This window comes from Halobaculum roseum (assembly GCF_019880245.1).
GTDB classification, from domain to species: Archaea; Halobacteriota; Halobacteria; order Halobacteriales; family Haloferacaceae; genus Halobaculum; species Halobaculum roseum.
Genome location: NZ_CP082286.1, coordinates 219,303 through 236,527 on the forward strand (window position 1 = coordinate 219,303; position 17,225 = coordinate 236,527).

The following is a 17,225-nucleotide window of genomic DNA, read 5'->3' on the forward strand; positions in this document are numbered from 1 at the left end:
GTGACGACGCCCGGGGAGAACGCCGGCTGCCGGGTGGGCCTTCGGTCACGACGGACCGGCCCGTCGCCGGGTGGACGTGTCTGTCCCCCGACCCCGACGGACTATCATTAAGTATAGTGGTGTGTTAACAGGAGCCATGGAACTGACCGAGCAGTTGTCGTTCAGCCACGACGACCGGCGGGACCTGTACGAGTACGTCGAGGAGCACGGGACGGTCCACGAGCGCGAGGCGCGGCGGGCGCTCAACATGGACCCGACGGCGTTCGGCCACCACGCGACCGTGCTGGTCCGCGACGGCTACCTCACCTGGGAGGACGACCGCCTGAGCGTCGCCTACGAGGAGGAGGACACGAGCGACCACGAGACGAACGGGTTCACGTACACGGTCCGGATGGCCGCACAGCGCGACCTCGGCGGGCTCGTCGGCGCCATCCGCGAGGTCGCCGAGGAGGGGACCTACATCGAGGCGGAGACGGTGGCGGACATCATCGAGCACGACGAGGTCGTCCTGCGACACAACGAGCTCGGGTCGCGGCTGTTCTTCGTCGCCGCCGTCGACGACGACGTCATCGGGTGGGTCCACCTCGAGTTGCCCGAGGCGGAGAAGCTGAGCCACACCGCGGTGTTGACCGTCGGGCTCCTTCCGGAGTACAGGGGCAAGGGGATCGGGTCGACGCTCCTGGCGCGCGGCGAGTCGTGGGCCGCCGACAACGGCTTCGAGAAGCTGTACAACAGCGTGCCCGCGACGAACGCGGACGCCGTCGAGTTCCTCGTGGCCCACGGGTGGGAGCGGGAGGCCGTCCGGGAGCGGCACTACAAGATCGACGGCGAGTACGTGGACGAGCTCATGCTCGCCAAGCGGATCGACTGATCAGCCCCACCCGTTCCCGCCGTCGGGAAGCGGTTCCGCGACGACGCCGTCGCGCTGGACGAGCACCCGCCCGTGGGCGGCGCACACGTCGCGGTCGGCCTCCCACGGGACGTACAGCCGTACGGCGGCCTCCCGCGTGCAGCCGTCCTCGGCGCACTGTTTCTCGTCGCCCCCGTCGCCCGCGGACTCGGCCATCTCGGTCCAGGGTTAGCGGTCAGTCGGGTTTACTCCATCGCCGGATCGAGGTGTTCCGCGGATCCACGCCATCGGCGGTCCCGACTCCGTCCGGGAGTCGCTGTCGCCACGTTCAGGGTACCGGGCCGCGGCGTTCGGGTATGGAACCCGTGGACCTCACGCGACCGATCGAGCCGGGGATGCCCGTCTACCCTGGCGACCCCGGCGTCTCGGCCGACGCGAGCGCGACGATGGGCTCGGACGGCTTCCGCGTCACGCACCTCTCGTTCACCACCCACGTCGGGACGCACATCGACGCGCCGGCGCACATGGAGCCCGAGGGGGCGACGCTCGACGAGTACGGGATCGCGGACTTCCGGTTCGACGCGCGGTTGGTCGACCTCGCGGGCGGGGACCGCGACTCCGGCGGCGACTCAGCTGACGACCCTGGGCTCGGCGCGCGCGACCCCGTCACGCCCGCGATGCTCCCGGACGGGGAGGACCTCGACGCCGAGGTCGACATGCTCGTCCTCCGAACCGGCTGGGGCGCGTACTGGGGCGACGAGCGCTACTTCGACCACCCGTACCTGCGCCCGGAGGCCGCGCGCCACATCGCGGATCTCGACTGCGCCGTCGGGCTCGACACGATCAACCCGGACCCGACGCCGACCGAGCGTGCCGGGGAGGCGAACGCGGAGCCCGAGGGCGTGCCGGCGCACCACGAACTCCTCGGCGCGGGGACGTTCATCGTCGAGAACCTGAATCTCTCGGCGGACCTGCCCGAGCGGTTCACGCTGCGCGCGTACCCCCTCCGCGTCGACGCCGACGGCGCACCGGTTCGGACGGTCGCCGAGTGACCATCGCGAGCCCACTGAGCCGGCGCGGAAGCCGTCCCGTCCGCCGATCGGACGCTGCCGGGAAGTGTCGTGGTGGGGGCTCACACGGGCGCGAAGCATTGAACACGTTTATACCGCCATCCCGACTACCGATGGAGTACGACCTGCTCGGGGTCGTGACCCGCTCCGTCGTCAGGGAACTTACGACCGGCGGAGGTGTCGAGCCACCGAGCGGGAAGCCACACAACAATGTCAGTCTACGTCGACTACGAGACCCCTGCGGACCTCGCGGAACGAAGCCTCGACGCGCTCGAGGTCGCCCGCGACACCGGCATCGTGAAGAAAGGAACCAACGAGACGACCAAGGCGGTCGAGCGCGGCAACGCCAAGCTCGTGTACATCGCCGAGGACGTCGAGCCCGAAGAGATCGTCATGCACCTCCCCGAGCTGTGCGAGGAGAAGGGCATCGCCTACGTCTTCATCGAGACGCAGGACGATGTCGGCCACGCCGCCGGCCTCGAGGTCGGCTCCGCGGCCGCCGCCGTCACCGAGACGGGCGACGCCGAGGAGGACATCGACGACATCGCCGGGAAGGTCGAGGAACTGCGGTAAGCCACCATGTCCGCTGAAGAGCAAGAGAGCGGCTCCACGCCCGCCGAGGTCGTCGAGATCGTCGGCAAGACCGGGATGCACGGCGAGGCCATGCAGGTCAAGTGCCGCATCCAGGAGGGCGAAAACCAGGGCCGCATCATCACGCGGAACGTCCTGGGTCCCGTCCGGATGGGGGACATCCTCCAGCTGCGCGAGACCCAGCGCGACGCCGACTCCATCGGAGGTCAGTAAGCCAATGCCCCAGCAACGAGACTGCGACTACTGCGGCGCCGACATCGAGCCCGGCACGGGCACGATGTTCGTCGCCGTCGACGGCAGCGTCACGCACTTCTGTTCGGCCAAGTGCGAGAAGAACGCGGACCTGGGTCGCGAGGCGCGCGACCTCGACTGGACGGCGGAGGGCCGCGAATGAGCAACGACGAGCGGACGTTCGTGATGGTCAAGCCCGACGGCGTCCAGCGAGGGCTCATCGGGGACGTCGTCTCCCGGTTCGAGCAGCGCGGCCTGAAGCTCGTCGGCGCGAAGTTCATGCAGATCGACGAGGACCTGGCCCACGAGCACTACGGCGAGCACGAGGGCAAGCCGTTCTTCGAGGGGCTCGTCGAGTTCATCACCTCCGGCCCCGTCTTCGCGATGGTCTGGGAGGGCGCCGACGCCACGCGGCAGGTGCGCAAGATGATGGGCGAGACCGACCCCGCCGACTCCGCCCCGGGCACGATCCGCGGCGACTTCGGCCTCGATCTCGGCCACAACGTCATCCACGGCTCCGACCACGAGGACGAGGGCGCCAACGAGCGCGAGATCGCCCTCTTCTTCGACGAGGACGAGCTCGTCGACTGGGACCTCGACGCCGCGTCGTGGGTCTACGAGGACGAGTAACGCCGCTCGCGACGGCCGCGTCGATCGACTGCGGTTTGCGGTTCCCGATTTCTCGACGCGAATCGCGTCCATAGCGGCCGGTCCGTCCCCGTCCTTTCGCGTCCCCGACACGCCCCGTCGTCAGGGAGGCGAGGAGTATGGACCGCGATCCCCGTCCCCAACGACAGCATACAAGCCGGCCGCCGTGTAACTCCGGCCATGGTCACGTTCCTCGCCGGCGGCACCGGCACGCCGAAGCTCCTCGACGGCGCCGCGGGCGTGTTCGATCCCGCCGAGACGACCGTCGTCGGGAACACCGGCGACGACGTGGAGATCGGCGGGCACCTCGTGTGCCCGGACGTTGACACGGTGCTGTTCCACGGCGGCGGCGTCCTCGACACGGAGCGGTGGTGGGGGATCGCCGACGACACGACCGAGACCCACGAGGAACTCGCGCGTCTCGCCGACGCCGGCGGACTCGACGGCGGCCCGCGCTACCTCCCAGACGAGGCGCAGATCACGGGACGAGAGATCGCGCGCTGGCGCCGCTTCTCGGGCGTCGCGGAGTTCATGGAGATCGGGGACCGCGACCGCGCGGTCCACCTCACGCGTACCTCGCTGCTCGACGAGGGGCGATCGCTCACCGCGGTCACGCGAACGCTCGCCGAGGCGTTCGACCTCGACATCGACCTGATCCCGATGAGCGACGACCCCGTCGCCACCATCGTCCACACCGAGGACGGGTCGATGCACTTCCAGGAGTACTGGGTCGCACAGCGCGGCGAACCCGCCGTCGAGGACGTGGAGTTCCGCGGGAGCGACGCGGCGACCCCGACCGACGCGGTCCGCGCGGCGCTGCGCGACGAGGTGGTGATCGGTCCGTCGAACCCGATCACGAGCATCGGGCCGATGCTCGCGCTCGACGGCGTCCGCGAGGCGCTCGCGGAGACGACCGTCGTCGCCGTCTCGCCGTTCGTCGAGGACCGCGTGTTCTCCGGTCCCGCGGCCGACCTCATGCGCGGGGTCGGCCGCGAGCCGAGCACCGCCGGCGTCGCCGACGCGTACCAGTTCGCCGACGCGTTCGTGCTCGACGACGCGGACGGAACCGACCTCGACCGGCCGGTCGTCCGCACCGATACGCGGATCGACGACGCCGAGGACGCCGAGCGAGTCGCGCGCGCCTGCCGTGAGGCGCTGGAGGTGCCCGGGTGACCGACGGCGACGCGGAACCGCCGGCGACCGTGGGGACCGCGGCGACGGCGGCCGACCTCGACATCGATCCGCCCCTCGCGCTCGCGAGCCTCTCCGGGGACTCGGACGCCGAGTGGGCGCGCGCCGGCGACGACTACGCCGGGGCGGCGTTCCTCGGAGGGATCGCGGTGGACGCGGAGAGCCGCGCGGCCGTCCGCGAGATGGTCGCCGACCGCGACCGCGACGAGTTCCTCCCCGAGGACCCGCTCGCGTGGATCGACGACCAGCTCGACGCGCTCGCCGATTCCGAGGCCGACCTCCGAGCCGGCGTGAACGTCCGCGCGACGACCCCGACCGCGGTCCGCGACGCGGCCGCCGTCTGCGCCGACCACGGCGCGATCGTGGAGGTGAACGCACATTGCCGACAGGCGGAGCTGTGTGCCGTCGGCTGCGGCGAGACGCTGCTTTCCGACACCGACCGCCTGTCGGAGTACGTCGCCGCGGCCGCCGGGACCGGCGCCGACGTGAGCGTGAAGGTCCGCGCTGAGGTCCAGAGCGTGGATCTCGCCGAGGTCGCCGGCGCGGTCGCCGACGCCGGCGCCGACGCGATCCACGTCGACGCGATGGACTCCGAGGGCGTCGTCGGGGTCGTGAAGGACGCGGCGCCCGGACTGGTCGTGATCGCGAACAACGGCGTCCGCGGCCGGCGGACGGTCCGCGAGTACCTCGCGGCCGGCGCCGACGCGGTGAGCGTCGGCCGCCCGAGCGACGACGAGCGCGTCCTCCGCCGGGTTCGGACGGCGGTCGACGAGTGGGCCGACGAGGCCGGACAGCCGGGGGTCGCCGCAGGAGCGGGGCCGCCGGAGGTGGGACGGTGACCGACCCTGGCCCCGTCACGGACGCAGCACGGCGCGGCCCGGGGGCCAACGCCGAACTCGCGCTGCTGCTGGAGGTCGCCGGGACGCCCAAACCGGGCAACGTCGACCGGGCACGCGACCTCGCGGCCCTGCGGTTCGAGCACTTCCTCGCGGGCGCCGTCGGCGCCCGGCCGGGGTTGGAGCGCGCGGCCGCCGGCGACCCGGTCGGCGATGCGTTCGAGACGGCCGTCGCCGGCATGAGCGAGCAGTCCGGCGGCAACACGCAGTTCGGCTGTCTCCTCCTGTTGACGCCGCTCGTGCGCGCGGCCGCGGCCGAGGACCGCGCGCTCTCGCCCGACGGCGTCGCCGCGGTCTGCGAGGGCACGACCGTCGACGACGCCGCCGGCTTCTACCGCGCCTTCGAGCATGTCGAGGTGGCCGTCGCCGACCCGCCCGAGGGGATGGATGCCCTCGACGTGCGCCGCGGCGCCGACGCGGTGCCGGCGCTGCGCGATCGCGGGACGACGCTGTTCGACGTGATGCGCGAGTCGGCCGCGCCGGTCGACGACCGGGGACCCCCCGGCGACGCGAACGCCCGGGAGTGGGTCGCAGGGTTCCCGCGGACGTTCCGCGGTGCCGAAGCGATCGCCGCCGACAACGGTCCGATCGTCGACCGTGCGGCCCGCGCGTTCCTCGACCTGCTCGCGGAGGCGGAGGACACCCTCGTGCGGACACAGCACGGGTCCGGAGTCGCTCGCGAGGTGCGCGATCGGGCTGGAGAGATCGACTCGCTCGACGGGGCGGCGGAGTGGGCCGACGAGTTGGTCGAGCGCGGGATCAACCCCGGGACGACCGCCGACATCACGGCCGCCGCACTGTTCGTCGCGCTCGAACGCGGGGTGTCGGTGTGAGCGACCACGACCCCGACTCGGACGACGACCGAGGCGAGAGCGGCGACGGCGACGAAAACGACAACGGGGCTCCCGGCTGGCCCGTCGACCTCGCGGGCGTCACCGAGTCGGTGGTCGCGACCCTCGGCCCGAACGGGCTGTGGAACCTCGCCGCGCTCGGCCTCCACGCGCCCGAACACGACGACCGTCCCGCGGACGCGCCGGTCCGCGCGCGGACCTGGGGGCGGACGCGGACGCGACGCAACTTCACGGAACGCGGCGGCGGCGTCGTCCAGTTCGTCGCCGACCCGCGCGACTTCGTCGACGCCGCGGCGACGGTTCGGGAGGAGCGGGAACCGGTGCTCGACTCGGCGGACGCCTGGGTCGAGGTCGAGGTCGAGCGCGTCGACGCCGGCGAGCGCGGCGGCACCGAGTGGGTCGACTGGCACCTGCGCGTGACCGACGCCGCGGTCGAACGGACGGCCGTGCGGACGATCAACCGGGGGTTCGGCGCGGTGATCGACGCGACGGTCGCCGCCTCCCGGCTGGACGTGCCGGCGTACGACACCGGGGAACTGCTGGCGCGGCTCCGATACTTCGCGGACGTTGTCGACCGCTGCGGCGGTCCCGCCGAGCGCGAGGCGTTCGAGCGACTGCGCGAGGCGAGCGGGTGGGAGAGTCGAGACCACGGCGACGACGCCGACGGCGAGTACCGCGATGGCGGCCGGGGCGACGGGCACCGCGACGGCGACGACGCGAACGGACGGTAGCGACGGGGCGACGGAGCCGGCCCGGAACGAACGCTTTTAGTTCGCGTTGCCTGTACGATCGTGTATGGCGATCAAACCGAAGTACGTCAAGCAGCTCGCGACGCTGCTGCTGGAGAAGTACCCGCAGTCGTTCAACACCGACTTCGAGACGAACAAGGAGAACGTCGAGAAGCTGACCAACGTGGAGTCGAAGGGCGTCCGCAACCGCATCGCGGGCTACATCACGCGAAAGAAGGCCGGCAGCGCGGCCTCGGCGTAATCGGGTCATCGAGTTCTCACGGAAACCGCACCGCGGAGCGGCGGCGCCGGCGCACGCAACCGACAGCTTGAACGACGAGGGCCGCCCGTCCCCGATATGTCGAGTTCATCGTTCGCGGACCGCCTGGGAACGTCCCCGGAGGCGGCGTATCTCGGGGGCGTCTCCGCGGCCGTCGTCGCGATCGTCGCGGCCGCGCTCGCGTTCCCGGAGGCGGTGTACGACGGCTTCATCTGGCACTACTTCTGGGGCCCCGTACAGGCCGACGCCAACTCCGCGGTGTGTGCGATCCGTCCGGGCAGCACCGTCGAGTACCTCTACTCCAGCGCGGAGTGTTCGGCCGCGGCCGAGCCGGTCGCGTATCCGGGGTACACCCTGGTGTCGGAGGCGGGGTACGTCCTCATCCTGTTGGTCGCGCTCGCGGGCGTCGTACTGCTGCTTCGCCGGCTGGACATCGCGCGGACGACCGACTTCTTCCTCGCGCTCGTCCCCTTCTTCCTCTTCGGGGGTGCCCTGCGCGTCGTCGAGGACGCCGACAACGCGATGGCGGACACCCTGTTCCCGTACCCCTGGGACACCCTGATCATCAGCCCGTTCATCTACTTCACCGTCTTCGGGATCACGCTGGCGGTCGTCGTCGCGGCCGTCTGGCTGGACCGCCGGGGAACGATCGACGGAATCGAGCGGCCGATCCTCCTCGCCGGGATCGCGCTCAGCGCCGTCACCGTCGGCTTCCTCGTCGCGCTCGCGGCGACGCCGGGGAACCCGGCGACGTTCTACCCGCAGGTGATAACCGTCATCCTCGTCGGCACCGCGGTCTCGACGGCGGCGACGTGGTACGCGACGAAGGCGTGGATCCCGTGGGTCCACTCGGGAACCGGCACCGCCGGGGTCGTCGTCCTCGCGGCCCACGCCCTCGACGGCGTCGCGAACGTCGTCGGCCTCGATTACATGGTCGCGCTGGGCGCCGGCCCGAACCTCGTCCCCAAGCACCCGGTGAACGCGTTCATCGTCGACGTGGCCGGCGCGGCGTGGCCGTTCCTCGTCGTGAAGATCGTCGCCGCCGTGTTCGTGCTCGCCATCTTCGAGGAGGAACTGTTCGAGGAGTCGCCGCGCTATGCGGTGCTGCTGCTCATCGCGGTGACGGCCGTCGGGATGGGCCCCGGATCGCGGGACATGCTGCGCGCGACGTTCGGGATCTGAGTCGGGGGTCGCGTATCGGGGGCGCGAACGCCGCGGGCGGGGCGGGGACGCCGTCAGTTCTTCGGGTTCACCACCGCGCCGAGCGTCTGCGTCGAGATCACCCCGTCGTGGACGTGGAACGTGTCGGTCGCGAACTCGTAGCTGTTGTCCGGCGTCTCGGCGTGCCACACGATGTAGGCGATGTCGTCCTCGACGACCTTCCGGTCCAGTTGGAAGTCGACGCCCTCCTGTTCGAACTCCGCGAACAGCCCCTCGAACAGCGTGCGGATCTCGTCGAGGCCGTGGAACGTCCCGGCCGTGTTCGTGATGACGACGGAGTCGTCGGTGTAGTCCGCCAGCATCTCCTCCATGTCCTGGGTCGCGAACGCGTCGAGATGGTGGTCGAGCACTGACTCGGTCGTGGCCGATGAACCGGTGGATGCCATGCGGGATCGGATCGACGGTTCGACGGCGACGGGGAACTTCGTATCGTCAGATAAGCGTCGATTGCGTGTCAGAAATACAACCGAGCGCCGCACCGGTCGGCGGGTCGGCGCGTGACGCAGCGCCGGGTTACTCCAGCACGACGAGCACGTCGCCCATGTCGACGGAGTCGCCCTCGCCGACCAGCACCCGGCTCACGACGCCGCCCTTGTCGGCGACCACGTCGTTCTCCATCTTCATCGCCTCCAGCACGCACACCACGTCGCCGGCGGCGACCTCGTCGCCCTCGCTCACGTCGACCGAGAGGATGGTGCCCTGCATCTCGGCGGCGATGGCCTCGCCGTCGCCCTCGACGACGACCTCGTCGCCGCCGTCGTCCTCCTCGGCCACGTCGGGGCGCTCCATCCGGCCGGAGCCCGCACTGCCGCCGTTGGGCGTCGGGATCGCGGGTGCGCCGCGCTCCTCGAGACTTACCTCGAAGCGCTTGCCGTTCACCTCGACGGTGAACTCGCGTTCGGTCGACTCCTCCTCGTCGGCATCAGATCCGCCCAGGTCCGCGTCGCCGGTGCCCCACCGCTCCTGGGCCTCGGCGAACTTCGAGCGGTCGGCCTCCTCGTCGAGGTACTTCGTCGTGTGCTTGCCGGCGACGAACGCCTCGTCGGTGAGCATCAGCCGGTGGAACGGGACGATCGTGACGACGCCCTCGATGTCGTACTCGGCGAGCGCGCGCCGCGACCGGGCGATGCACTCCTCGCGGTCGCTCCCGTGGACGATCAGCTTCGCGATCATCGAGTCGTAGTCGGTCACCAGGTCGTCGCCCTGCCGGAGCGCGTCGTCGAGGCGGACGCCGATGCCGCCCGGCGGGTCGTACGTCTCCAGGCTGCCCTGGTTGGCCGGCGCGAAGTCGTTGGCGGCGTTCTCCGCGTTGATGCGGAACTCGATCGCATGGCCCTCCAGTTCAACGTCGTCCTGCGCGAACCCGATCTCCTCGCCCATCGCGACCCGGAGCTGCTCTTTCACGATGTCGATGCCCGTCAGCTCCTCGGTGACGGTGTGCTCGACCTGGATCCGGGTGTTCACCTCGAGGAAGTAGAAGTTCGTGTCGGGGCCGAGCAGCTCGCCGTCCTCGCGGTCGATGTCCTCCTCGACGAGGAACTCGACGGTACCGGCGTTCGTGTAGTCGGCCGCGCGGACGCCGCGGCGGGCGGCCTCGCCGATCTGCTCGCGCAGCTCGTCCGACAGCGCCGGCGACGGTCCCTCCTCGATGACCTTCTGGTGGCGCCGCTGGAGCGAGCAGTCGCGCTCGCCGAGGTGGCGGACGTTGCCGTGGTGGTCGGCGACGATCTGCACCTCGATGTGGCGGGGGTTCTCCAGGTAGCGCTCCAGATAGACGGAGTCGTTGGAGAAGTACGCCTCGCCCTCGCGCTTGGCGGATTCGAGCTGGTCGGCGGCCTCGTCCTCGCCCTCGACGACCTTCATCCCGCGTCCGCCGCCCCCGCCCTCCGCCTTGATCGCGACGGGGTAGCCGTGCTCGTCGCCGAAGTCGGTGACCTCCTGCGGGTCGTCGACGGGGTCGGTCGTCCCGGGGACGATCGGCACGTCGGCCTCGTTCATGATCGTCCGGGCCTTCGTCTTCTCGCCGAGCGATTCCATCGCCTCGGCGTCCGGGCCGACCCACGTGATGCCCTCGGCATCGCCGACCTTCGCGGCGAAGTCGGCGTTCTCCGCGAGGAAGCCGTAGCCGGGGTGGATCGCGTCCGCGCCTGCCTTGCGCGCGGCCTCGACGATCGCGTCCTGGTCGAGGTAGGAGTCGGCCGCGCGGGCGGGACCGACGTTGTACGCCTCGTCGGCGTAGCGGACGTGACCGCCGTGTTTGTCCGCCTCGGAGTACACCGCGACCGTGTCGATGCCGAGCTCCTCGCAGGCGCGCATCACGCGAACCGCGATCTCCCCGCGGTTGGCGACGAGCACCTTGTCGAACGCCTGGGTTTCGGTCATTCTTGCGAGGTGCTTCCGCAGGCCGTCTACTCAAACCGTCGGTTCGGGATCGTCCACCGTGGCCGCCGGACCGGTTGACCGGAGGAACGAGTTTTGCGGACCCGAGTAAACCCTCCGAGCTCCGGGGCATTCACTCCGCCCCGAGCGCGTCGGCGACGAGGGCGCGTTCGGCCTTCCGGAGGTGTGCGGACGCGGTCGCGCGGGCGCAGTCGAGTTCGTCCGCGACCGCATCGAGGTCCGTCTCGCGCGGGACCTCGTAGTAGCCGGCGTCGAAGGCGACCGCGAGCGCCTCGCGCTGGCGGGCGGTGAGACGGGCCGCGGGTGAGCCGAGTCGATGGTCGAGGTCGCCGACGTGGTGGACCGTCGCCGAAAGCCCCTCGGGAAGGTCACGAAACGCCGACCGAAGCGCCCCCGCCTCGCCGACGACCCGTAGACGCATCCTCCCCTCGGCGTCGTACAGGACGGGGAACGTCACCACGAGGCCGCGCTCGGCGAAGGCGGCGCGCCACGCGGCGTCCTCGGGGCGCGTCTCCTGCACCACGAACGAGTGAAACCGGTCCTCGTCCACCGGCGAGAGCTGGAACTCGGGGACCGAGTCGACGCCGGCGATAGCCTCGCGGTAGCGGTCGAGGTCGCCCTCGACGAGGAACAGCGCGTACTCGATGTCCCGTCTCGGGACGGCCTGCCACGCGAGCAGTTCCTCCCGGCGGACGGCGTCCGTTTCGGCGATGAACGCCTGCATCGGGTGGCGGGTCGACGCCGGCTGGTCGATCGTCGCGTCGAGGTAGCGCATCCGTCCGATCGTCGGGATCCGTCCGCAATGAATTATAACTACACGACGTGCTTCGCGCGAACGTCAAACTCGCCACGTCGGCAACACACGGGTATGAACGGTTCGACCGCCCCCGAGGGCGCCGCGTCGGACGAGCAGTCGCACGGCCACGCGCGACGGGGCCACGATCCGGACGCGGCGATCGCGGACCGTCGCACCGAGGGTCCCGCAGCGGCGGGGTCGGACCCCGAGCGTGCGCCGCTGCCGCCCGGCCCCGACGGCGTCCCGGTGCTCGGGACGCTGCCGCGGTTCGTGCGGGACCCGTTCGCGTTCTACGACCGCCTGTTCGCGTACGGCGACGTGGTGTCGTACGACTTCGGCCTGTGGAACAACGTCACGCTGTTTCACCCGGACGATGTGCAGCGGGTTCTCGTCGACGACGCCGACCGCTTCCGGAAGTCGCACGTCCAGCGACGCTCCGGGGTCGACTTCCTGGAGAACGGCCTGCTGTTGACCGAGGGCGAGGAGTGGCGCGAGCAGCGGACGCAGCTCCAACCCCTGTTCTACCGGGAGAGGATCGAGACGTTCGCGGGTGCGATGGTGGAGGAGGCCCGGGAACTGGTCGACTCGTGGGACGACGGCGAGGTGGTCGACCTGGTCGACGCCTACTCGACGCTGGCGATGCGCGTGCTCGGCCGGACGCTGTTCGGCGTCGACGTCCACGACGGCGACGGGTACGAGGTGATCCGGAGGGCCGCGACGAGCGTACAGGAGCGCGCGGACGCGGGGTCGGTCACGGCGTTCCTCCCCGACTGGGTTCCGACGCCGGCGAACCGCCGGTTCGCGCGCGACACCGACGCCTTCCGCGAGTACGTCGACGGGCTGGTCCGCGAGCGTCGCGGGAGCGATCCCGCCGACGCCGACGACCTGTTGACCCTGCTGGTCGGCCTCGGCGAGGGCGACGCCCTCTCGGACGAGGCGGTGCGCGACCAACTGATGACGTTCCTGTTCGCGGGCCACGAGACCACGTCGCTCGCGCTCTCGTACGCCACCCACGCGCTCGCTCGCCGTCCGGATATCGTCGACGACCTCCGCGCCGAGGCGGCCGCCGCGGGCGACCTCGACGCTGCGGCGGTACGGTCGCTCGACCTGACCGACCGCGTCGTCTCGGAGACGCTCCGGATGTACCCGCCCGCGTACGTCCTGTTCCGCGAGCCGACCGAGGACGTGGTCGTCGGCGGCTACCGGATACCGGCGGGAACGAACATTTCGCTCCCGATCTGGCGGCTCCACACTGACCCGCGCTGGTGGGACGACCCCGAGTCGTTCGACCCCTCGCGCTGGCTCGACGAGGACCCCGACCGGCCGGAGCACGCGTACCTCCCGTTCGGCGCCGGGCCGCGCCACTGTATCGGGATGCGGTTCGCGTCGCTGGAACTTCGAGCGACGCTCGCGACCGTGTTCCGGGAGGTCGCGTTCGACCCCGTGCCGGCCGACGCCGCCGAGCCGTCCTTCGAGGCGGCGGCGACGCTCCAGCCGAGAGAGCCGCTCCGCGTTCGCGTCTCGAAGCGGTAGGGGGCGCCTCCGCGGCGGGCCCCGTCCGTTCAGAACCGATCCGTCCGGCCGCTCGCGGTCCACGCGTCCGTGGGGGCGCCGCGAGGGACGCGCGCGCCTCGACCGCCCAGGGATTCGAGGCGTCCCGCGAACGCCCAGCGCTTGCCGTCCCACGTCTCCTCGCCGCCGTCCTCGGCGGCCGCGGCGGCGGCCGCCTCCGAGTCGCGGACGTGCGCGCCGACGGCCGCGAGGATCGCGGCGGCCTCCTCGTCGTCGGCGTCGTCCGGGAGCGTCAGCCGCTCGGCGACCGGGGGGTCGTCGTCGGCCATCTCAGATCGGGATGTTGCCGTGCTTCTTGTCGGGGAGCGACTCGCGCTTCGACAGCAGCATCTCCAGGTCGTCGATCAGGCGCGGACGCGTCTCCGTCGGTTCGAGCACGTCGTCGAGGAAGCCCTTGTCCGCGGCGGTGTAGGGGTTGGCGAACTCCTCGCGGTACTCGTCGATCAGCTCCTGGCGCTTCTGTTCGGGGTCGTCGGCGTCCGCGAGTTCGTCGTCGTAGAGGATGTTCACCGCACCCTGCGGGCCCATCACCGCGATCTCCGCGGTCGGCCACGCGTAGTTCACGTCGCCGCCGATGTGCTTGGAGGCCATCACGTCGTAGGCGCCGCCGTAGGCCTTGCGCGTGATCACCGTCAGGAGCGGGACCGTCGCCTCGGAGTAGGCGTACAGCAGCTTCGCGCCGTGCCGGATGATCCCGTTGTGTTCCTGGTCGGTGCCGGGCATGAACCCGGGAACGTCGACGAACGTCAGGATCGGGACGTTGAACGCGTCACAGAAGCGGACGAACCGCGCGCCCTTCTCGCTGGCCTCGATGTCGAGGGTGCCGGCGTTGACCCGCGGCTGGTTCGCGACGACGCCGATCGAGTGGCCGTCGAGCCGGGCGAAGCCGGTGAGGATGTTCTTCGCGAAGTCGGCGTGCGTCTCGAAGAACGAGCCCTCGTCGACGACGCGGTCGACGACGTTCGTGATGTCGTAGGGCTTGCGCGGCTGGTCGGGGACGATCTCGGTCAGCTCCTCGTCGCGCCGGTCGGGGTCGTCCCACGGCTCGACGCGCGGGGGGTCCTCGACGTTGTTCTGCGGGAGGTACGACAGCAGCCGGCGCATGTCGTCGAGCGCCTCCTCCTCGGAGTCCTCGGCGAAGTGCGCGACTCCGGAGGTGCTGGCGTGGGTCTGTGCGCCGCCGAGCTCCTCGAAGCTCACCTCCTCGCCCGTGACGGTCTTGATGACCTCCGGGCCGGTGATGAACATGTGGCTGGACTCCTTCACCATGAAGGTGAAGTCCGTGATCGCGGGGGAGTACACCGCGCCGCCGGCGCACGGGCCCATGATGCCCGAGAGCTGCGGGATGACGCCCGAGGCCTCGGTGTTGCGCCGGAAGATCTCAGCGTAGCCCGCGAGCGAGCCGACGCCCTCCTGGATCCGCGCGCCCGCGGAGTCGTTGAGGCCGATGACTGGCGCGCCCACGTCCATCGCCTTGTCCATGACCTTACACACCTTCTCGGCGAACACCTCGCCAAGCGAGCCGCCGAAGACGGTGAAGTCGTGCGCGAACACGAACGTCTTGCGTCCGTTCACCTCGCCGTAGCCGGTGACGACGCCGTCGCCCGGGATCTGCTTTTCCTCCATCCCGAACGAGTGCGTGTCGTGGGTGCGGAACTGGTCGAACTCGTGGAAGGTGTCGTCGTCGAGGAAGTAGTCGATGCGCTCGCGCGCGGTCATCTTCCCCTTCTCGTGTTGGCGCTCGATGCGGTCCTCGCCGCCGCCCTTCTCGGCTGCCGCGCGCTTCTCGCGAAGCTCGTCGATGCGGTCCTCCATCGTCACGGTCGGTCACCTCGGGTCGCAGCGGTCATTCGTTGCGTGGTGGGTGCGGCGAGGCGGCCCTTAGGGGTTCCGTAACAGGCTACGTTCCCCCGGGGTCGCCAGCGCCGGCGGCCCCGTCGAGCACCGCCGCGATCCGCTCCCACGTGATCTCGACGCGTGCGCCGACCTCGCCGGCGGCGACCGCGCCGCAGGCGTTCGCGACAGCCAGCGCCCGCTCGAAGCCCCCCCCGCCGAGCCGCGCCGCGAGAAAGCCCGCGGCGAAGGCGTCGCCGGCGCCGGTCGTGTCGACCACGTCCGCGTCGAAGCCGTCGTGCGTGTAGGTTCGCTCGGCCGCGCGGTCGTGAACCTCCGATCCGTCGCCGCCGTGGGTGACGACAAGCGTCGCGTCCGCCCTGAGCGCGCCGTAGCCGGTCGCGCCGTCCCCGTCCTCGTCGAGCAGGGCCGCGGCCTCCCGGCGGTTGCAGAACACCAGATCCGCCAGCGAGAGGGCCTCCGTGAAGTCGCGCTCGGCGAACTGGCGGCCGGGAGCGACGCTCACGGTCGCGCCGACCTCGCGCGCGCGCTCGGCCAACGCGGCCGCGACCGCCGGCGGCTGGTTCGTCAGGTGCAGGTGGTCGGTGTCCGCGGTCAGCGCGGCGGGCGGGAGGTCCTCGGCGGCGAACGCCTCGTTGGCCCCCTCGTTCGACAGCACCATCACCTCGCCGTCGGCGTCGACGATCAGGTACTTCACCGCCGTCTCGCCGTCGGCCTCGACGAGGTGCGTTCGCACGCCCGCCCGCGACAGCTCCCGTCCGGCGAACGACCCCGACTCGTCGTCGCCGACGGAGCCGAACAGCGCGGCCTCGCAGTCGAGCCCCGCGAGCACGGCCGCGACGTTGGCCGCGCTGCCGCCGCCGGCCTGGTGGCGCCGCCGGATCTTCACCTCGCCGTCCGGCGCGGGGAGCCGGTCGACGATCAGCGTCACGTCCCAGTTGACGTGGCCGACGCACAGCACGCTCGGGCCCCCGGAAGACGGCGCGTCGCCGCCGGTTCGGTCGCCCCCGCCGCGACCGCTTCGTCGGCCGTCCTCGCCGCTCATGCGGTCGGCCCCGTCGCGTCCGCCGTCGTCGCGTCGGGCTCCTCCCAGGGCCGGTCGGCGCTCTCGCCGAACAGCTCCCGCATCAGCGTGACGATGCTCTCGGGCGGGAACTGCCCCGACTCGGTGACGATGGCGTCGACGTACCGCGGCGGCGTCACGTCGAACGCCGGGTTGTCGACGGTGATGTCGCCGATCGCCTCGCGCGCGTCCGCCTCGATGACCTCCGCCTCGTCGCGCATCTCGATCTCGACGGTGTGGCCGGTGAGGGTGTCGGGGTGGAGCTTGATCGTCTGGGCCGCGACCATGATCGGGACGCCCCGCTCGCGGGCGTTGACGGCGAGCCCGGAGGTGCCGATCTTGTTGACGACGCCGCCGTCGGCGGCGATGGAGTCGGCGCCCACGAGCACGTGATCGGCCTCGTCGAGGTACCGGCGGGCCGCCGAGTCGACGATCAGCGTCACGTCGACGCCCAGATCGCGAAGCTGGGTCGCGGTGATGTGGCCCTGGTTGCGCGGGCGCGTCTCCTTGACGATCGCGGAGATGTCCTTGCCCTGCTCGACGGCGTGTTCGACACACGAGAGCGCGTCCGTCGAGTGGCAGTGGGTCATCACCGTGTCGCCGTCGCGGAGGCGGTTGGCGCCCACGCGACCGAGGTCGTTCTGGGCGCGGTCGAGCCGGTCGGTGAACGCGGTCGTGGCCGCGAGCACCGAATCGTGGAGGGTCTCCACGTCGTCGCCCTCCATCCGGCCGAGCGTGTAGCGCAGCGCGTTCGGCAGCGACACCGCGGTCGGTCGGGTGTCGTACAGCCGGCGACCGGCGCGGCGCATCGCGCGCTCGAACGCGGCCGGGTCGTCGGTCTCGCTCGCCGTCTCGCGCGCCTGGGCGGCGACGGCGTCGGCGGCGGCCGCGGCGATCGTCGCGGCGCCGCGGATCTCCATCGTCGCGATGTCGGCTGCGGTGTCGTCGACCGCGTCCGAGAGCGGGGGGTCGCTGGTCATGCC

General features: G+C 71.2%; 20 protein-coding genes and 1 pseudogene. 13 read left to right on the forward strand and 8 right to left on the reverse strand.

The window, feature by feature from the left end:
* The first annotated feature begins 136 nt into the window (after positions 1-136).
* Positions 137-871 (forward strand): GNAT family N-acetyltransferase, encoded by a 735-nt coding sequence (locus K6T36_RS01145; RefSeq protein WP_222922231.1) that lies wholly within the window; start codon positions 137-139, stop codon positions 869-871.
* On the opposite strand, the gene K6T36_RS01150 is transcribed toward K6T36_RS01145, so the two are convergent.
* A complete protein-coding gene (locus K6T36_RS01150; RefSeq protein ID WP_222922232.1) occupies positions 872-1,066 on the reverse strand; it encodes a DUF8014 family protein in 195 nt (64 codons plus the stop codon).
* Positions 1,067-1,206: 140 nt separating this feature from the next.
* Between K6T36_RS01150 and K6T36_RS01155 the strand changes: the two genes are divergently transcribed.
* The 11 genes and pseudogenes from K6T36_RS01155 (at position 1,207) to K6T36_RS01205 (ending at position 8,518) form a co-directional block, all read left to right on the forward strand.
* Positions 1,207-1,902: a cyclase family protein gene (locus K6T36_RS01155; RefSeq protein WP_222922233.1), complete on the forward strand. Its 696-nt coding sequence runs from the start codon at positions 1,207-1,209 to the stop codon at positions 1,900-1,902.
* Positions 1,903-2,130: 228 nt separating this feature from the next.
* The gene (gene rpl7ae, locus K6T36_RS01160) at positions 2,131-2,493 is read left to right on the forward strand and encodes a 50S ribosomal protein L7Ae (protein WP_159669356.1); all 363 of its coding nucleotides are present in this window, start codon (positions 2,131-2,133) and stop codon (positions 2,491-2,493) included.
* Positions 2,494-2,499: 6 nt separating this feature from the next.
* A complete protein-coding gene (locus K6T36_RS01165) occupies positions 2,500-2,724 on the forward strand; it encodes a 30S ribosomal protein S28e (protein ID WP_222607661.1) in 225 nt (74 codons plus the stop codon).
* A gap of 4 nt (positions 2,725-2,728) precedes the next feature.
* A pseudogene (locus tag K6T36_RS01170) lies at positions 2,729-2,899 on the forward strand (50S ribosomal protein L24e); the annotation flags it as partial.
* A 2-nt stretch (positions 2,900-2,901) separates the two neighbouring features.
* Positions 2,902-3,372, forward strand: a complete 471-nt coding sequence (ndk, locus tag K6T36_RS01175) for a nucleoside-diphosphate kinase (protein ID WP_222922234.1) — start codon at positions 2,902-2,904, stop codon at positions 3,370-3,372.
* A gap of 198 nt (positions 3,373-3,570) precedes the next feature.
* Positions 3,571-4,563 (forward strand): 2-phospho-L-lactate transferase, encoded by a 993-nt coding sequence (cofD, locus tag K6T36_RS01180; protein WP_222922235.1) that lies wholly within the window; start codon positions 3,571-3,573, stop codon positions 4,561-4,563.
* Positions 4,564-4,592: 29 nt separating this feature from the next.
* Positions 4,593-5,420, forward strand: coding sequence for a tRNA-dihydrouridine synthase (locus K6T36_RS01185; RefSeq protein ID WP_390182297.1), 828 nt, complete (start codon positions 4,593-4,595; stop codon positions 5,418-5,420).
* Positions 5,417-6,310 (forward strand): triphosphoribosyl-dephospho-CoA synthase, encoded by an 894-nt coding sequence (locus K6T36_RS01190; RefSeq protein ID WP_222922236.1) that lies wholly within the window; start codon positions 5,417-5,419, stop codon positions 6,308-6,310. Before K6T36_RS01185 ends, K6T36_RS01190 begins: the two co-directional genes overlap by 4 nt.
* Positions 6,307-7,059: a DUF447 domain-containing protein gene (locus K6T36_RS01195; RefSeq protein ID WP_222922237.1), complete on the forward strand. Its 753-nt coding sequence runs from the start codon at positions 6,307-6,309 to the stop codon at positions 7,057-7,059. The genes K6T36_RS01190 and K6T36_RS01195 overlap by 4 nt, the downstream gene beginning before the upstream one ends.
* Positions 7,060-7,123: 64 nt before the next feature.
* Positions 7,124-7,318, forward strand: coding sequence for a 30S ribosomal protein S17e (locus K6T36_RS01200; protein ID WP_222607667.1), 195 nt, complete (start codon positions 7,124-7,126; stop codon positions 7,316-7,318).
* A gap of 96 nt (positions 7,319-7,414) precedes the next feature.
* Positions 7,415-8,518: a DUF63 family protein gene (locus K6T36_RS01205; protein ID WP_222922238.1), complete on the forward strand. Its 1,104-nt coding sequence runs from the start codon at positions 7,415-7,417 to the stop codon at positions 8,516-8,518.
* Between the two features lie 53 nt (positions 8,519-8,571).
* Here the strand turns inward: K6T36_RS01205 and K6T36_RS01210 are convergent, their stop codons facing one another.
* The 3 genes from K6T36_RS01210 to K6T36_RS01220 form a co-directional block, all read right to left on the reverse strand.
* Positions 8,572-8,907 (reverse strand): nuclear transport factor 2 family protein, encoded by a 336-nt coding sequence (locus K6T36_RS01210; protein WP_264083996.1) that lies wholly within the window; start codon positions 8,905-8,907, stop codon positions 8,572-8,574.
* Between the two features lie 163 nt (positions 8,908-9,070).
* On the reverse strand, positions 9,071-10,939 hold the full coding sequence (locus K6T36_RS01215; protein ID WP_222922240.1) for an acetyl-CoA carboxylase biotin carboxylase subunit: 1,869 nt from the start codon (positions 10,937-10,939) through the stop codon (positions 9,071-9,073).
* Between the two features lie 130 nt (positions 10,940-11,069).
* On the reverse strand, positions 11,070-11,732 hold the full coding sequence (locus K6T36_RS01220) for a helix-turn-helix domain-containing protein (RefSeq protein WP_222922241.1): 663 nt from the start codon (positions 11,730-11,732) through the stop codon (positions 11,070-11,072).
* A gap of 93 nt (positions 11,733-11,825) precedes the next feature.
* On the opposite strand from K6T36_RS01220, the gene K6T36_RS01225 reads away from it, so the two are divergent.
* The gene (locus K6T36_RS01225) at positions 11,826-13,286 is read left to right on the forward strand and encodes a cytochrome P450 (RefSeq protein WP_222922242.1); all 1,461 of its coding nucleotides are present in this window, start codon (positions 11,826-11,828) and stop codon (positions 13,284-13,286) included.
* Between the two features lie 29 nt (positions 13,287-13,315).
* On the opposite strand, the gene K6T36_RS01230 is transcribed toward K6T36_RS01225, so the two are convergent.
* The 4 genes from K6T36_RS01230 to K6T36_RS01245 form a co-directional block, all read right to left on the reverse strand.
* Entirely contained in the window at positions 13,316-13,594 is a 279-nt protein-coding gene (locus tag K6T36_RS01230) for a DUF8022 family protein (protein WP_222922243.1), read from the reverse strand.
* Position 13,595: 1 nt separating this feature from the next.
* The gene (locus K6T36_RS01235) at positions 13,596-15,140 is read right to left on the reverse strand and encodes an acyl-CoA carboxylase subunit beta (RefSeq protein ID WP_222923318.1); all 1,545 of its coding nucleotides are present in this window, start codon (positions 15,138-15,140) and stop codon (positions 13,596-13,598) included.
* An 85-nt stretch (positions 15,141-15,225) separates the two neighbouring features.
* Positions 15,226-16,224, reverse strand: a complete 999-nt coding sequence (locus K6T36_RS01240) for an ATP-dependent ribose-1-phosphate kinase (RefSeq protein WP_222922244.1) — start codon at positions 16,222-16,224, stop codon at positions 15,226-15,228.
* Positions 16,221-17,222 carry a ribose 1,5-bisphosphate isomerase gene (locus K6T36_RS01245; protein WP_222922245.1) on the reverse strand — a complete coding sequence of 334 codons (1,002 nt, stop codon included), beginning with the start codon at positions 17,220-17,222 and terminating at the stop codon, positions 16,221-16,223. The genes K6T36_RS01240 and K6T36_RS01245 overlap by 4 nt, the downstream gene beginning before the upstream one ends.
* Positions 17,223-17,225 lie beyond the last annotated feature (3 nt).

Coding starts and splice junctions, on each gene's coding strand:
- K6T36_RS01145 (WP_222922231.1), top strand. CDS start 137: ATGGAACTGACCGAGCAGTTGTCGTTCAGCCACGACGACCGGCGGGAC.
- K6T36_RS01150 (WP_222922232.1), bottom strand. CDS start 1,066: ATGGCCGAGTCCGCGGGCGACGGGGGCGACGAGAAACAGTGCGCCGAG.
- K6T36_RS01155 (WP_222922233.1), top strand. CDS start 1,207: ATGGAACCCGTGGACCTCACGCGACCGATCGAGCCGGGGATGCCCGTC.
- rpl7ae (WP_159669356.1), top strand. CDS start 2,131: ATGTCAGTCTACGTCGACTACGAGACCCCTGCGGACCTCGCGGAACGA.
- K6T36_RS01165 (WP_222607661.1), top strand. CDS start 2,500: ATGTCCGCTGAAGAGCAAGAGAGCGGCTCCACGCCCGCCGAGGTCGTC.
- ndk (WP_222922234.1), top strand. CDS start 2,902: ATGAGCAACGACGAGCGGACGTTCGTGATGGTCAAGCCCGACGGCGTC.
- cofD (WP_222922235.1), top strand. CDS start 3,571: ATGGTCACGTTCCTCGCCGGCGGCACCGGCACGCCGAAGCTCCTCGAC.
- K6T36_RS01200 (WP_222607667.1), top strand. CDS start 7,124: ATGGCGATCAAACCGAAGTACGTCAAGCAGCTCGCGACGCTGCTGCTG.
- K6T36_RS01205 (WP_222922238.1), top strand. CDS start 7,415: ATGTCGAGTTCATCGTTCGCGGACCGCCTGGGAACGTCCCCGGAGGCG.
- K6T36_RS01215 (WP_222922240.1), bottom strand. CDS start 10,939: ATGACCGAAACCCAGGCGTTCGACAAGGTGCTCGTCGCCAACCGCGGG.
- K6T36_RS01220 (WP_222922241.1), bottom strand. CDS start 11,732: ATGCGCTACCTCGACGCGACGATCGACCAGCCGGCGTCGACCCGCCAC.
- K6T36_RS01225 (WP_222922242.1), top strand. CDS start 11,826: ATGAACGGTTCGACCGCCCCCGAGGGCGCCGCGTCGGACGAGCAGTCG.
- K6T36_RS01230 (WP_222922243.1), bottom strand. CDS start 13,594: ATGGCCGACGACGACCCCCCGGTCGCCGAGCGGCTGACGCTCCCGGAC.
- K6T36_RS01235 (WP_222923318.1), bottom strand. CDS start 15,140: ATGGAGGACCGCATCGACGAGCTTCGCGAGAAGCGCGCGGCAGCCGAG.
- K6T36_RS01240 (WP_222922244.1), bottom strand. CDS start 16,224: ATGAGCGGCGAGGACGGCCGACGAAGCGGTCGCGGCGGGGGCGACCGA.
- K6T36_RS01245 (WP_222922245.1), bottom strand. CDS start 17,222: ATGACCAGCGACCCCCCGCTCTCGGACGCGGTCGACGACACCGCAGCC.